This is a genomic window from Nonomuraea sp. NPDC050022, from assembly GCF_044460705.1.
GTDB lineage: Bacteria > Actinomycetota > Actinomycetes > Streptosporangiales > Streptosporangiaceae > Nonomuraea.
Genome location: NZ_JBITKE010000021.1, coordinates 83,466 through 97,364 on the forward strand (window position 1 = coordinate 83,466; position 13,899 = coordinate 97,364).

At 70.6% G+C, this 13,899-nt stretch carries 10 protein-coding genes; 6 read left to right on the forward strand and 4 right to left on the reverse strand.

Annotated elements, in window-relative coordinates:
- The first annotated feature begins 49 nt into the window (after positions 1–49).
- The gene (locus ACIBO2_RS55255) at positions 50–1,036 is read left to right on the forward strand and encodes a LuxR C-terminal-related transcriptional regulator (protein ID WP_358541186.1); all 987 of its coding nucleotides are present in this window, start codon (positions 50–52) and stop codon (positions 1,034–1,036) included.
- Positions 1,023–2,054 (forward strand): LuxR C-terminal-related transcriptional regulator, encoded by a 1,032-nt coding sequence (locus ACIBO2_RS55260; RefSeq protein ID WP_358541183.1) that lies wholly within the window; start codon positions 1,023–1,025, stop codon positions 2,052–2,054. The genes ACIBO2_RS55255 and ACIBO2_RS55260 overlap by 14 nt, the downstream gene beginning before the upstream one ends.
- A 3-nt stretch (positions 2,055–2,057) precedes the next feature.
- Here ACIBO2_RS55260 and ACIBO2_RS55265 read toward each other — a convergent pair whose 3' ends face one another.
- Entirely contained in the window at positions 2,058–2,600 is a 543-nt protein-coding gene (locus ACIBO2_RS55265; RefSeq protein WP_358541180.1) for an isochorismatase family cysteine hydrolase, read from the reverse strand.
- Between the two features lie 86 nt (positions 2,601–2,686).
- On the opposite strand from ACIBO2_RS55265, the gene ACIBO2_RS55270 reads away from it, so the two are divergent.
- Complete coding sequence (locus ACIBO2_RS55270; protein ID WP_358541177.1) at positions 2,687–3,160, forward strand: hemerythrin domain-containing protein; 474 nt, start codon at positions 2,687–2,689, stop codon at positions 3,158–3,160.
- Here ACIBO2_RS55270 and ACIBO2_RS55275 read toward each other — a convergent pair.
- The gene (locus ACIBO2_RS55275; RefSeq protein WP_397305062.1) at positions 3,141–4,019 is read right to left on the reverse strand and encodes a LysR family transcriptional regulator; all 879 of its coding nucleotides are present in this window, start codon (positions 4,017–4,019) and stop codon (positions 3,141–3,143) included. The two genes, ACIBO2_RS55270 and ACIBO2_RS55275, sit on opposite strands and share 20 nt — an antisense overlap.
- Positions 4,020–4,099: 80 nt before the next feature.
- Between ACIBO2_RS55275 and ACIBO2_RS55280 the strand changes: the two genes are divergently transcribed.
- Together ACIBO2_RS55280 and ACIBO2_RS55285 are read left to right on the forward strand one after the other, a co-directional pair.
- Positions 4,100–5,302, forward strand: coding sequence for an MFS transporter (locus ACIBO2_RS55280; protein WP_358541171.1), 1,203 nt, complete (start codon positions 4,100–4,102; stop codon positions 5,300–5,302).
- Positions 5,293–6,075 (forward strand): alpha/beta fold hydrolase, encoded by a 783-nt coding sequence (locus ACIBO2_RS55285; protein WP_397305063.1) that lies wholly within the window; start codon positions 5,293–5,295, stop codon positions 6,073–6,075. The genes ACIBO2_RS55280 and ACIBO2_RS55285 overlap by 10 nt, the downstream gene beginning before the upstream one ends.
- On the opposite strand, the gene ACIBO2_RS55290 is transcribed toward ACIBO2_RS55285, so the two are convergent.
- Positions 6,062–6,547 carry an RDD family protein gene (locus ACIBO2_RS55290; RefSeq protein ID WP_358541165.1) on the reverse strand — a complete coding sequence of 162 codons (486 nt, stop codon included), beginning with the start codon at positions 6,545–6,547 and terminating at the stop codon, positions 6,062–6,064. The two genes, ACIBO2_RS55285 and ACIBO2_RS55290, sit on opposite strands and share 14 nt — an antisense overlap.
- A 110-nt stretch (positions 6,548–6,657) precedes the next feature.
- On the opposite strand from ACIBO2_RS55290, the gene ACIBO2_RS55295 reads away from it, so the two are divergent.
- Positions 6,658–7,311 carry a TetR/AcrR family transcriptional regulator gene (locus ACIBO2_RS55295; protein ID WP_358541163.1) on the forward strand — a complete coding sequence of 218 codons (654 nt, stop codon included), beginning with the start codon at positions 6,658–6,660 and terminating at the stop codon, positions 7,309–7,311.
- A 185-nt stretch (positions 7,312–7,496) separates the two neighbouring features.
- Here the strand turns inward: ACIBO2_RS55295 and ACIBO2_RS55300 are convergent, their stop codons facing one another.
- Positions 7,497–13,721, reverse strand: coding sequence for an RHS repeat-associated core domain-containing protein (locus ACIBO2_RS55300; RefSeq protein WP_397305064.1), 6,225 nt, complete (start codon positions 13,719–13,721; stop codon positions 7,497–7,499).
- Positions 13,722–13,899: the final 178 nt, after the last annotated feature.

The window sequence follows — 13,899 nt, forward strand, 5'->3', positions numbered from 1 at the left end:
GACGGGAAAAGGACGGCCAGGAAGCGGGGTTTTGAGTGATCATGTTGGGATGCTGCGCATCCTCGGCCTGTCAGCGGCGGAGCAGGCCCTCTACGAGGCTCTGGTCGAGCACTCCCCCGTCACCCTCGAAGAGCTGGACGAGCTCGCCGGCACTCCCGGCCTGGCCGTCGGGCTGGAGGAGCTGGGGCTGATCGCCCGCCTGCCCGAGGACCCGCCCCGGTTCGTCGTCGTACCGCCGGAGATGGGGCTGGACGCGCTCATCCGCGAGCGGGCCCGCGCCCTGGCCGACGCCCGGCTGCGGGTGGCCCAGCTGTCCACGCGCTATCACCTCACCACGCCCGCCCAGGAGTCGGGCGGGCTGGTGGAGGTGGTGATCGGGCGGGAGGCGGTGTTGCGCCGGTTCGAGCAGCTGCAGCGCGGCACCCGGCGGGAGATCCGGATGTTCGACGCGCCGCCGTACGCGGGCGAGGTGGGCGGCAACACCCAGGAGTTCGACCTGCTCAGCCGCGGCGTGGACTACCGGGTGGTCTACGACCGGCGGGCCATCGAGATGCGCGGCACGCTGAAGACCATCGTGGACTACATCGCCGCGGGCGAGCAGGTGCGCGTCGGCGACGTGCCGATGAAGCTGGTGCTCAGCGACTACCCCATGGCCCTGGTGCCGCTCCGGCATGATCTGCAGATGGTCGAGTCGGCCCTGGTCGTGTACGACTCGACGCTGCTCGACGCCCTGGCGGCGCTGTTCGAGATGTACTGGGAACGCGCCGTGCCCCTGCATGTCAGCCATGGGCGCGCCCGGCTGCCGGAGACCAGGAGCCCGACCGACGCTCAGCGCGACCTGCTGGCCCGGCTGGTGGCCGGGCAGACGGACAAGGCCATCGCGGCCCACCTCGGCTGGAGCGACCGCACGGTACGCCGTCACGTGCACGCCATGATGATCCAGCTGGACGCCCAGACTCGCTTCCAGGCCGGTTACCAGGCCGTCCTGCGCGGCTGGCTGGCCGATGAGAAGGGCGTACAAGATGAGCCGGAATGACCGGGACGGCGTCGGCGCGCTCGGCGCGGCCGGGCTAACCCCGGACGAGGAGGCGGTGTACGAGCTGCTGATCGACGGCTCGCCGGCCACCACCGCCCGGATCGCCTCGCTCGGCGCGCCGGCCGGGCTCCGCCCAGACCAGTTGCCCGCCGTGCTCGCCGCGCTGGAGGCCAAGGGGCTGGTCACCCGGTCCGGCGCCCACTACGCCGCCGTGGCTCCTGAGGCCGCGCTCGACGTGCTCCTGGTCACCGCGGAGCGGGAGCTGCTGCGCGCCCGCGAGCGCGCGGGCGAACTCGACCAGGCCTTCCAGCGCCGCCGGGCGGCCGGGGAGACGCCGCCGGCGGTCGTCGAGGTCGTGACCGGGCAGCGGGCGGTCCAGCAGCGGCACGCCCAGATCCAGCGGGCCGCCTGGCACCAGCTGCGCTGCTTGTCCAAGCCGCCCTACTTCGACCCGCCGGGCAGCGTGGCGGCCCAGCGCGAGCTGCTGGACCGGGGCGTCACGAGCCGCATGATCTACGAGCGGGGGTTCGTCGACCGGATCGGGGCGCTGCGCCAGATCGAGACGATGGTCGGGGCGGGCCAGCAGGCGCGGGTGCTGCCCAGCCTGCCCATGAAGCTCTACCTCATGGACGACCGCTTCGCCCTGCTGCTGTTACGGCACCACCCGGAGGACCCCGACGCCGACGCCGCCCTGGTGGTCCACCCGTCCGGGCTGCTGGAGGCGCTGAGCCGGCTGTTCGAAGGGCTGTGGCAGCGGGCGCTGCCGCTGCGCCTGCGGCCTCCGGCGCCCGGCGCGGCGCCGCCCGCGCGAGCGCGCGCCTCGGCGGACGACGACGAGCGGCTGATCGCGCTCCTGGTGGCCGGGCTGACCGACGAGGCCATCGCCCGGCAGCTCGGCGTCGGCTACCGTACGGCGGAGCGGCGCATCGCGAACCTGATGAGCAGGCTCGGCGCCCACACCCGCTTCCAGGCGGGCGTCCAGGCCGCCTTCCGCCACCCTCCGCCGCCGGAGGAGTGAGGCTCACCGGTCCAGGCACTCGGCCGAGAGGGCGAGGCGGGCGGACATGTTGCGCTCCATCATGCGCAGGGCCGCCTCGCCGAGGTCGTGGTGGATGGCGGCCACGCAGTCGGGCGGCACCCTCAGGGCGTAGTGACGTACGTAGGCGTCCAGCGCGCTGTAGAGCACGCACTGCTCGGTCACCTGCCCGGCCAAAACGACGGTGTCGACCTCGCTGCGGCCCAGCAGGTACTCCAGCGAGGTGCCGTAGAAGGCGCTGTGGCGGACCTTGGGCAGGAACGCGCAGTCCGGCGGCGGCAGGATCGGCTCCACCAGGTCCGGGCGGCGGCCGTTGAGGGCCTGGGCCTCGATCTCCCGCCGATCCCGAGTGAAGTCGCCGTAGTTGTCGTTGACGTACACCAGCTCGACCTCGTCGCGGGAACGCGCCCGCGCCACCAGCTTCGCCATCGGTTCGATGATCTTCGCTACGTTGCGGCACAGAGGTTCGGCGTCGTCGTGCTCGTACGGATTCAGCATGTCGATGATGACCAGCGCGGTTCTTGCCATTCCTGCTTACTGTCCACGACGTGCGGTTTTAGCCGACCGGCCCCGGGCAGACGCCAGCAGCCGGACGAGGGAACGAAGGAGATCCGATGGACGCCATCGTGCTGCTGAAGGACGACCACAAGACGGTCGAAGGGCTGTTCAAGAAGTTCGAGCAGGCCGGAGAGCGGGCCTACGCCGAGAAGCGCCGCCTCGTGGACCAGATCACCAAGGAGCTGGTCACGCACGCCTACATCGAGGAGGAGTACTTCTACCCGGCCGCCCGCGCCAAGGTGCCGGAGACCAGCGACCACGTGCTGGAGAGCGTCGAGGAGCACCACGTCGTGGTGTGGCTGCTGTCGGAGCTGAAGGACCTCGACCCGAAGGACGAGCACTTCAAAGCGAAGGTCACGGTGCTCATCGAGAACGTCCGGCACCACGTCGAGGAGGAGGAGAAGGACTGGTTCCCGCAGGTCCGTGCCGCGATGGGGCGCAAGGAGCTGCGGGAGCTCGGCGAGCGCATGGAAGCCGCCAAGGCCGAGGCCCCCGCCGAGCCGCTCGCCGTCAAGAGCGCCTCGCAGTAGTTGTCACGTGGTCCACGAACAGGGCCGCGGCCGCGGTCGGGGCAGGTAGCGGGTTCCAGGCCAGACCGATGGGGCGGTGCTGGGCCGGGGCGAGCGGACGGTAGGTCGGGTCGTCGTGTTCCAGCGAGGCGGGCAGCGGCAGGACGCCCACGCCGAGCCCGGCGCCGATGAGGCCGCGTACGGTGGCGATCTCCTCGCTCTCGAACGCGATGACCGGCTCGAACCCGGCCTCCTCGCACAGCCGGTCGATCACCCGGCGCAGGTCCGTCGTCGGGGCGAAGGCGACGAACGGCTCGTCGCATACGTCGGCGAGCGTCAGCCCCGGAACGGCGGCGAGCGGGTGCTCGACGGGCAGGGCGAGGCAGAGCCGCTGCTCACGTAGCGGGTGCCAGCGCGCGGGGTTGCCCTCCGGCGGCGGGGTGACCAGGGCGGCGTCGATGTCGCCCTGGGCCAGCCAGGTGAACAGCTCCCTGGCGAAGCCCTGGTGCAGCTCGAAGCGGATGCCGGGCGCGCCCGCCCGCAGGTCGCGCAGGATCTCCGGCACCAGCCAGCGGCCCACCGAGTGCAGGAAGCCCAGCCGGATCAGGCCGGTGTCCGGGTTGGTCAGGGCGTCGATGCGGCGGCGCGCGCCCTGAAGCTCGTCCACGGCGCGGGCGGCGTGCTCGCGGAACAGCAGGCCGAACCGGTTGAGCGCGAGCCGGCGCCCATGCCGGTGGAACAGCTCGACCCCCAGGTCGGCCTCCAGCCGGGCGAGCGCCCGCGACAGCGTGGACTGGTTGATCCCCTCCATCGCCGCGGTGTCGCGCATGTTCTCCGTGTCACACAGCGTCAGAAACCAGCGCAGGGTCTGCAGCTCCATCCTGCGATGATGCCCCTTTTACATCAGCTCCGGCAAATTATGCATTTTGCGCATCAGCCCTGAGCGGGCACGCTCGACGGGTGCTCTCGACTCGCGTGTCAGGGGATCGCGCCTCCCTCCGGATCAGATACGGGCTGATGTTCGGCGGCCTGGCCAACTTCCTCGCGCTCTACTACGTCCAGCCGTTGCTGCCCGGCGTCGCCGACCACTTCGGGGTCTCCGCCTCGGAGTCGACGGCGGTGCTGTCGCTGGCCACGATCACGATGGCGGTCGCGCTGCTGTTCGTCGGCCCGATCTCCGACGTGGTGGGCCGGGTGGTGATCATGCGGTGGTCGCTGACCGGCTGCGCCGTCCTGGGCATCGCCACCGCGTTCGCGCCCACCTGGCACTCACTGCTCATCCTGCGCGGGCTGCAGGGCGTCGCGCTGGCCGGGCTGCCCGCCGTGGCGCTCGCCTACCTGCGTGAGGAGATGCCCGAAGGATCCCACGTACGGGCCAACGCCACCTACATCACCGGCACGGCCCTCGGCGGGGCGGCGGGGCGGTTGCTGCCCGGCCCTGTTCAGGCGGTGTGGGGCTGGAGCGGTGCCAGCGCCGTCGTGGGGGTCGTCACGCTGCTCTGCGCCATCGGCCTGTGGGTCCTGCTGCCGCCGTCGCGGCACTTCGAACGCTCCAGCCCGCGGCTGGGCGACCTGCTGCGCAACACCGCGCTCACGCTGCGGGACCCGTCCCTGGTGGCGCTGTGCCTGGTCGGCGCGGCCACGATGGGGGCGTTCGTCGGGCTGTGCAACGCGCTGACCTTCCGCCTGGAGGCGGCGCCCTATCTGCTGGGCGGCGCGGGCGCGCTGGTGTTCCTGGCCTATCCGGTGGGCGTGCCGGGGCCACTGGCCGCCGGGCGGCTGGCACTGCGGCGCGGGCTCGGCCTGGCCGCCCTGCTCGGTGTCGCGCTCCTGGTGACCGGTACGCTGCTCACCGCCGCACCCCAACTCCCCGCCATCGTGATCGGACTGGCCCTGGTGACCTTCGCCTTCCTCGGTACGCACTCCCTGGTCAGCGGCTGGGTCTCCGACCGCGCCCACCGGGTCGGCGTCGGCGTGGGCCAGGCCGCGGGGCTGTACCTGCTGGCCTACTACGCCGGCAGCTCGGTCTTCGGCTCGCTGGCCGCCTACCGGTGGGAGACCGGCGGCTGGACGAGCGTGATCACCGTCTCCGTCGGTCTGCTCGTCGGCGCCGGATTCCTGCTGGACCTGGCCCGCCGCTTCGACACCCGATCATGCCGGTAGCCGTCACCGGGGACGGCGTCGCCGTCTCCTACCAGATCCGCGGCCGGGGCGAACCCCTCGTCCTGCTGGCCGGGCAGGCCAACGACCACCACTGGTGGGACGGCGTCAGGGACGACTTCGAGGACCGCCACACCACCGTCACCCTCGACTACCGCGGCACCGGGGACAGCGACAAGCCCGACGTCCCCTACACCACCCGCGGCTTCGCGGCCGACGTGGTCGCCGTCCTCGACCACCTGGGCGCCGACCGGGCCCACGTGTACGGCACGTCGATGGGCGGGCGCGTGGCCCAGTGGCTGGCCGCCGACCACCCGCACCGGGTGGGGTCGCTGATCCTCGGCTGCACCTCGCCGGGCGGCACGCACGGCCTCGAACGGGACAACACCGTGAAGAGGTCGCTGGCCCAACCCGACCGGCAGGCGGCGCGGCAGGCGCTGCTGGAGCTGATGTACACCCCGGCCTGGCTGGCCACCCACCCCGGCCCGTACACCACCATCGGCGATCCCGGCATGCCCGCCTTCGCCCGGCGGCGGCACCTGGCCGCCAGCGCGGGGCACGACGCCTGGGACGCGCTGCCCGGCATCACCGCGCCCACGCTGATCGTCCACGGCACCGACGACGTCTTCAACCCGGCGGCCAACGCGCCCCTGCTCGCGGGCCGCATCCCCGGCGCGACGCTCCGTCTCATCCCCGGCGCCAGGCACGCCTACTTCGAGGAGTTCCGCGAGGTCGCGGGCCCGGCGGTCCTGGACTTCCTGATCAGTCGATCATGACCACCGTGTTGGCGGCCAGGTCGTGCAGGGCGTGCTTGCGCCGGGTGAACATGATCCAGACGAGGTCGATCACGGTCAGGCCCACCGCGACGAAGAACCCGGACATCAGCGCGCGCCCCGCCGCCATGGCCGGGGTGAGCCGGGCACCGTTCTCCCGCACCACGCGGATGGCGAACGCCTTCTTGCCGACGGTCTGCCCGTTCCAGTAGCCGACCAGCAGCCAGTGATAGGCGTACCACGCGAGCGCCCCGGCGATCAGCCAGCGCCAGTCCAGGTGGAAGACGAAGTCGGCGAAGTCCTTCGCCGGGTCCATCGGCTCGAAGACCCCGGCCCGCGCCAGGAGGGGCCGGGTAAGCAAGACCAGGAGGACGGCATCGAAGAGACCGGCGAGTAGCCGCCGCCAGCGTCCCGCGATCAACTCCTGCGCGAGATGGCCGTAGGGCGGGCCGTCGCGCCACACTGACTCGGACATGGATTCTCTCCGGTTAATTGAGTAGTGGTCTCTCCGAGGGGCGTTCCATCGCGTTCCACGGACCGGGGGCATGCCAGAATCGAGGTGCCGAGACGTACCCGAGAGGACGAATGACCATCCCCGCCGACCGAAACGCCGAGCCCGCCGCCGGACGGACGGCCGTGGTGAGCCGGACGGGCCCCAAGCGCAGCGAGAGCATCCGGCTCGCGGTGCTCAACGCCGCCGACGATCTCCTGGTCGAGCGGGGGTTCAACGGGGTGACCATCGAGGGCATCGCCGCCCGGGCCGGGGTCGCCAAGCAGACCGTCTACCGATGGTGGAAGTCAAAAGTCGACATCCTCCTCGACACCCTGGCCGACGACGCCCGCGACGCGCTGGCCTGGCCGGGTGGCGAGGTGGACGCTGAGGAGGACGCCGAGGAGGAGCTGAAAGCGCAGCTCCACCGGATCGCCGGGTTCTTCCAGGAGCCGGCGGGCCAGGTCCTGCGGGCGCTGCTCGGCCACGCCCAGACCGACCAGGCCACCGCTGAGGCGCTGCGCGAGAAGTTCCTGCGTGAGCAGCGCGAACGCGACCTGCGGGGGCTGCGCGCCGTGCTCGAACGTCACACCGGCCGCGCGATGGCCGAGCCCGCCGTGGACACCCTGTTGAGCGTGCTGCTCGGCCCGCTCTACTATCAGGCGCTCGTCCACGGCGGCCCGCCCGGCCCCGAGCTTCTGGACGCCACGGCCCGGCACGTCCTCGACCTCGCCCTCGCCACGCCCTGAAGCCACGCCCTGAAGCCACGCTCTGAAGCCACGCTCTGAAGCCACGCTCTGAAGCCACGCTCTGAAGCCACGCTCTGAAGCCACGCTCTGAAGCCACGCTCTGAAGACGGCTATGTGCGCTCAGCGCGCTAAGTCGGCGCGGGGCCCCGGGCCCCGCGCCGGTCAGATCAGACGCGCCGGTCGGATCAGAACAGTCCTCCGAAGAAGTCGTCAAGGCCGCTCTGGTCGAAGTAACGGATGAAACGACCCGTGGTGTCGCTGATGGTGCCCGTCTTCGTCTGGGGCGGCTCCTGCTCCAGCGGCTTGTAGTCCTGTCTCATGCCCTGGCCCGAATTCGAGGGCGGGACCAGGTTGGGCGGCGGTTCCCCGTCCGGATACATCTTCCCGTTGCGGAACACCGAGACGGACTGGGTCGGCTGCGCCACGCCGTTGTTGCCGTAGACCTGTCCCGGCCGCACGGCGGCCGAGCGGGTCGCCTTGGGCGGCGACTGCCGCTGCGCCGCCCGGTGGCTGGTCGGTCTCCTGGCGGGACGTGGGCGTGTCGATTGTCTGACCGGGAGCCTGGTCACCCGCCCGTTGGTCACCTTCTTCACGTGTCTCCTGGTCTGTCTCGCGACCTTCTTGGCCTGCCGTGCGGCCTTCGCGGCTCTGCGCTTGCGGGCCTGTTCGGCGGCCTTCTTGCGCATCTCCTCCGCCTTCTTCTTGGCCTCCTCCGCCTTCTTCCGCCTTTGCAGTTCCTTCGCCTTCTTCTTGGCCTTCGCCGCGGCCTCTCTCGCTTCCTTCAGCGCCTTTCTCTTCTTGGCCAGTGCCTCCTTCAACTTCCTGGCCGCTTTGGCAAGGGCCCGCATCAGGGCCCGGCGGGCGGCGATCGCCCGTCTCAGCGCCTGCTGGGCAAGCTTTCTGGCCAGCGCCCGCGCCGCGAGCCTGGCGATGACGGCGGCGGCGATCCAGACCCACTGCCCGTCGGGGTCGCTCATGGTGACGGGGCTGTTGTTGGCGTAGGCGTAGGCGTTGAACTGCTGCGGGTCCTCCTCGTCGATGACGGGGTCGACGGACAGGAACCGCCCGTTCCTGGCGTCGTACTCGCGGGCTCCGAGCTGGACCAGCCCGATCGAGTGATCCTGGACGCCGCCGACGAATCCGCGCTGGCCTGGCCACCACGGTGGCGGGCTGCCGCGGTCCTCGCCGAACGGCGTCATCCTCCGGACGGCGACCTCACCGTTGGCGGCGTTGACGGCGGCCTGCGCGGTGCCCTGGTGGTCGGAGGCCAGGAAGTAGACATTGTCGTCGGGGGTGCGCACCGCCACCGGCTCGCCGTTGATGGTGTAGTAGCGGGTGCACTCGACGACGTCCTTGGCGTTGTCCAGGCGCAGCTCCATGTCGTCGATGTAGAGCGTCGAGTCCGTCGGCGTCTTGCGCAGGAGCCGGTCGCCGTCGGCGTCGTAGACGAACGAGGTGGTCTTGCCCGCCTCCGTCACCGACTCGAGGTTGCCCTCGGCGTCCCAGACGAGGGTCTGGTCGGCGGTTCCGACCTTGCGCCTGGTGGTGTTGCCCGTCTCGTCGTAGGCGAAGGTGTCGGCTCCCACCGACTGGAGGGCGTGCGGCTGCTTCTCACCCGGCTTGGGGTAGGTGGAGGTGCGGACCGACTCGGGCGCGCCGCCCCAGGCGTGCTTGGTCTCCTTGATCCGGTTGCCCGTGACGTCGTAGGCGTAGCTGGTCGCGTACGGGGCCACGCCGCCGATCTTGTCCGACTGCGGGGTGCCGCTCGCGCAGTCGTCGGTGGCCGTCCACGCCGAGGTCAGGCGGCGCAGGTAGTCGTAGGTGAAGCACTGGGTGTCCGGCGACTGCCCGCCCGCCCTGTCGGCGACCTTGGTGATGTTGCCGACCGGGTCGTAGGTGTAGTTGAGATCCAGATCGCTCTCCGGGGCGTTCTCGCGGTCGAGTCGCGTCCGGGTCAGCCGCTGGGTGACCTCGTCGTGGGTGAAGGTGAGCCAGCTCTTCTTGCCGCCGGCGCTCAGCTCGTACTGAAGAGTCTCGCCCATCTTGGAGTAACGGGCGGCCGTGACGTACGACGACAGACCGGCGACCTTGGTCGGCTGGCTCAGCTCGTCGTAGGTGTAGACGACCGACTCCTCGTCCAGCCCGCCCGCGGCCGGGAAGCTGACCGACTGGACCTGGTCGTCGAGGGTGTAGCGGGTGTTGAGCACGTACGAACCGGCCAGCTTCCCTTCCCGCTCCGGGACGGTGACGGTCTCCCGCAGAGCGCGGTACTCGGCGTCGATCGCGTTGATCTCCGCCTTGTACGCCTGCCCGCCGACGTAACGGATGCCGGCGTTCTGGTGCCCCTTGGCCAGTTCGTCGTACTTCCACTCCGCGAGCAGCGGGCCGTCCCTGGAGCCCTCGTGGGTGGCCACCTTGCGGCCCAGCACGTCGTAGTCGTAGGCCAGAGTCTTGCCGCGCGCGTCGGTGGAGGTGAGCATCTCGTCGGCGTCGTTGTAGGTGAAGGTGGTGACGCCCTTGTCCGGATCCTCGGTCTTGATCTCCCGTCCGCGCAGGTCGTAGGTGTGGCGCCAGACGTTGCCGGCGGCGTCGGTCACGGTGGACAGCCGGCCCGCGTTGTCGTAGGCGTACTTGGTGGCGTCGTACTCGCCGGTCGGCGTGCCGCCCTTGTACTGCCGCAGCTCGATGAGCCGGTCGTCGGCGTCGCCGATGCGGGTGACGGCGGTGCCGCCGGGCGGAGGCGTGATGTGCACCCGGTCGCCCTCCTGCGTGACACCGGCCCGCCACTTCTCCACGCCCTTGGCCCGCAGGACCTGGGCGCGCACGTCACCGGCGCCGTCGTACAGGTAGCCCATCTGGGTGGGCACGTCCGTGTCGGCCACCCCGAGCAGGTCGGTGGACGGCTCGCCCGGACTGAAGTAGCCGCTGTTGTTCTTGGCCACCTCACCGAAGGAGTTGTAGAAGGTGTCGGTGATCGTGCGCCCGTCGCGCAGCGCCGGGTCCTGCGTCTGGTCGTCGCGCGGGGCGGGCTCCTGGGTCTGCCGGTCGCGCAGCAGGCCGTCGTACAGCTCGTAGCTGGTGGTGTAGCCGCCGTCGCCGCGCAGCGTCTTGGTGGTGACGACGTTCGGGCCGTCGGTGCGGGTCAGGTAGGAGTACTCGGTGTTGGGCGACTGACCCGCCGCCTTGCTCCGGTCGGCCTGCCACACCTTGACCAGGCGGCCCAGCGCGTCGTGCTCCATGTCGGTGCGCCGGTCGTTGGCGTCGATCTCGGCCACCGGCTCGCCCCAGGCCGGTTCGAGGAAGGTACGCTCCATGTGCCCGAGCGGGTTGGTCTCCCTGACCTCGGTCGCCGGGGCGCCGGAGGCCGGCGAGTAGGTGGTGGTGACCTTGGTGCCGACCGCGTCGGTCTCGCTGGTCGTGCGCCCGTAGGTGTCGTAGGTCAGGACGGAGTTGGTGATGGTCGTGCCATCTCCGGACGTCTGCTGGATGGTGGTGACGTCGCCCTTGACCGGCCCCTGGCCGTAGGGCTTGCCGTCGTACTGCACCCGCTCGTCGGAGATCACGTCACCGGCGGCCAGCTTGGCCACTGCGGCGCCGCAGCCGGCGGCGACCTTCTGGATCCTGCTGGTGTAGTCGAGCATCCAGGCCGCGCTGTTGCGGGCGTAGGTGAAGCGTGTGCACTGGTCGTCGTCGGAGGTGTCCAGGTCGCCCTGTTCGTCCACCTGGGTGAGCAGGCCGTGCTCGTCGAAGGCGCGGGTCTCGCCGACGCGCCGCCACTTGCCGCCCGCCAGTGTCTCGCGGTTGACCATCGACTTCTTCTCGACGATGTACGCGGTCTTGGTGACACCGTCCTGGCTGGACTGGGCGGTCTTCAGCGACCACGGCTCCTCCGCCGTCGCCGAAAGGATCGCGCCGCCGTCGCCGTCGTAGAGGATCTCCTCCCGTTGGATGGCGGCGTACTGGTCGAGGTCGTCCAGCTTGCCGCCCTCGGAGTCCACCACCTGCACGTCGCGCTTGGACCCGTCGGCCAGGCGGTCGCCGTCCATGCCACGGAAGTACCTGAGCTCGGTGAGTGTGCGCTTGCCGTCCTGGCCGTCGCCCTCGCGGACGCGCACCCGGCCGAACCCGCGCCAGTCCGACCAGGTGCGGTGCGCGGGCTTGACCAGGATGTTGTCGGCGTAGCGCCAGGCGGCCCCGTCGAGGTACTCGTAGTCGGTGACCACCGGCGGCGAACCAGCGACCCGGTCCACCTCGAGGGTCTGCTTGACGACGTACTTGTGGAACCAGTCGGTGACCTCGCCCTCGTCCGGCGGTGCCCACCGTTGCGGGAAGCAGAGCCGGGTGTTCTTGTCGGCGGCCGGCAGGTCGCCCGGCTTGCAGTCGGCTGGGGCGTAGTTGATCCGGAGCTCGCCGCCGCTCTCGTTGTTCACCGCCTGGACCCGCCACTTGACCAGCGGCGCGCGGCCCTCGGTGGCGTCCACCCTGTTGGGCAGCTGGACACCGATGAACGTGATCTTCGGCAGCGTGATCGTGCCGCCCACGTGGCCGCTCTGCTGGATCGAGGCCAGCCACAGCGACGGGCTGAGGCCGTCACCGGTGGCGGGGAACTGGTGCGCCAGCACCCAGGAGTCCACCGCACAGTACTGCGCGCCCGAGCACTTGGCGGCGTCGGTGTTGACCACCTGCGTGGTGACCTTCGCCAGCCGCTTGCGGCTGAAGAACGTCGGCGCGAGCCGGTCGGTACACTTCTGGCCTGAGCCGCAGATCTGGTCGAAGGGGACGTCCGGCCAGTGGCTCGCCGTCTCCTTCTTGAGCTGGTCGACGGCGCAGGTGACGGTCCCGCCGGGGACGCACCGCTCGGCCACGTCGAAGGCCACGCGGGCCGCGGGCGCCTTGGTGAACAGCTCGTTGCGCAGGTAGCCGTAGTCGATCCGGGTGAGATAGCCGCCGCGCACGTACTCCGTGCCCAGCTCTGGCTTCATGTTGCGGCCGTAGAAGTTCTTCTCCGCCTCGTACCAGTAGGTGATGGCGTTTCCGTGGGTGTCGACCTCCAGGTCGAGGTTCCACCGGTACGCCTGCTGGCACCAGGCGTTGGCCGGGGTGCTGGAGTAGCAGGGCTCGCCGCTGTTGTTGCCGAACACCGGATTCGTCCAGGTGGACTTCGTCTCCGGCTTGCCCGACGCCCAGCCGGGCAGGCGGTTGAGCCCAAAGCTGTACTGGGTGCCGTCGGCGGTGGTGACGCGCCAGTACTCACCGTTGTTGTCGCCGTTCACCGCTCCGGTGAGGTATTCGATCCGGGTGCCGTCGTCGCGCTTGGGCCGCCACTGCTTGGTCGTGGCGTCCTTGACCAGTTCCACGGACGAGTTGCCAAGAGACAGCGTGGCGTTCTCCTGGTCCCAGCACAGGTCGCCGGTCTTCTTGCCGTCGAGCATGCACGACTTGTAGCGCCGCTCGATGTAGCCGCCCGGGGTCAGCTCGAAGCCCTCGCCCACCCACGACGGCTGGTTGTTGGTGGCGGCGGTGCGGCCGTCCACGCTCTGCGAGGAGTAGGCGATCGACATCTCCGGCTCGTCACCACCCAGCGCCGGCGGCGCGCGCAGCTCGTAACTCCAGCTGAAGTCGCCCGACTGGGTGCCGACGCTCCAGTCTGCGGAGGGGGCCAGCGAGGTGGCGGAGTGGTCGCCGGACGAGCCCGACGGCGCGGCCGTCACCGCGTACAGTGCCGGCAGGTCGACGTCGGCGGACAGCTTGCCGGTCTTCGTGTCGTTGTCGCTGGGTACCGGCTCCGGCCGGGGACACCCGGCCGCGGCGGTCAGCGCGCATTCCGGCAGCCGCACCATGCGCAGCCTGGCGCCGTAGTCGCCGCCGAACGCGTAGCGGAACCCGGAGTAGTCGATCTCCAGACGGGTCTTCCCGTTCTTGGCCGCAAGGCCCTGCCCTGGCGAGACCCGCAGTGCGAGCCCGAGCAGACCCGTCGGCGCGGTGTCGAGCAGTTCGACGCGGACCCGATCAGGAGTGGCCGCCTCGACCTCAGCCGTCTTGGCCGTCTTGTCCGCGGTCGTGTTGGCCTCAGTCGTCTTGGCCGTCTTGTCCGTGGTCGTCTTGTCCGTGGTCGTATTGGCCTCAGTCGTCTTGGCCTCAGTCGTCTTGGCCGCCGACTTCGGCAGGGCGAGCCGCACCGGGAAGCCGGCGGTCAGGGTCTGCGTCTTGCCGGTCGCGTCCAGCTCGACGGCCTGCGGTTTCGGCCAGGAGACGCCGGGCGGGGCCTGCCACGCCTGTTTCGCCGCCTGATCGGGCGCCATGGGCCGCACCGGGACCGCCCGCCCGCGGACCGGGGTGTCGCTCTGCGTGGCCGGGGCCGAGCGCGGCGCGGCGCTCGCGGGCATCGCGTGCGTCAGCGGCACGACCATGATGACGGCCAGGATGGTCGCCAGCCGCCGCGGCCACGGCGACGGACGTGGTGGTTGTTGAAACCGATTCCAGTGAGATTCGGGCAGGTCTAACTCGGACGGTTCATCCATTGAGCTCACCCAATCTGCGGAACGAGTCGGGACTGGTGTGCGGCTATTGGGAAAATCTGTGGGGGGT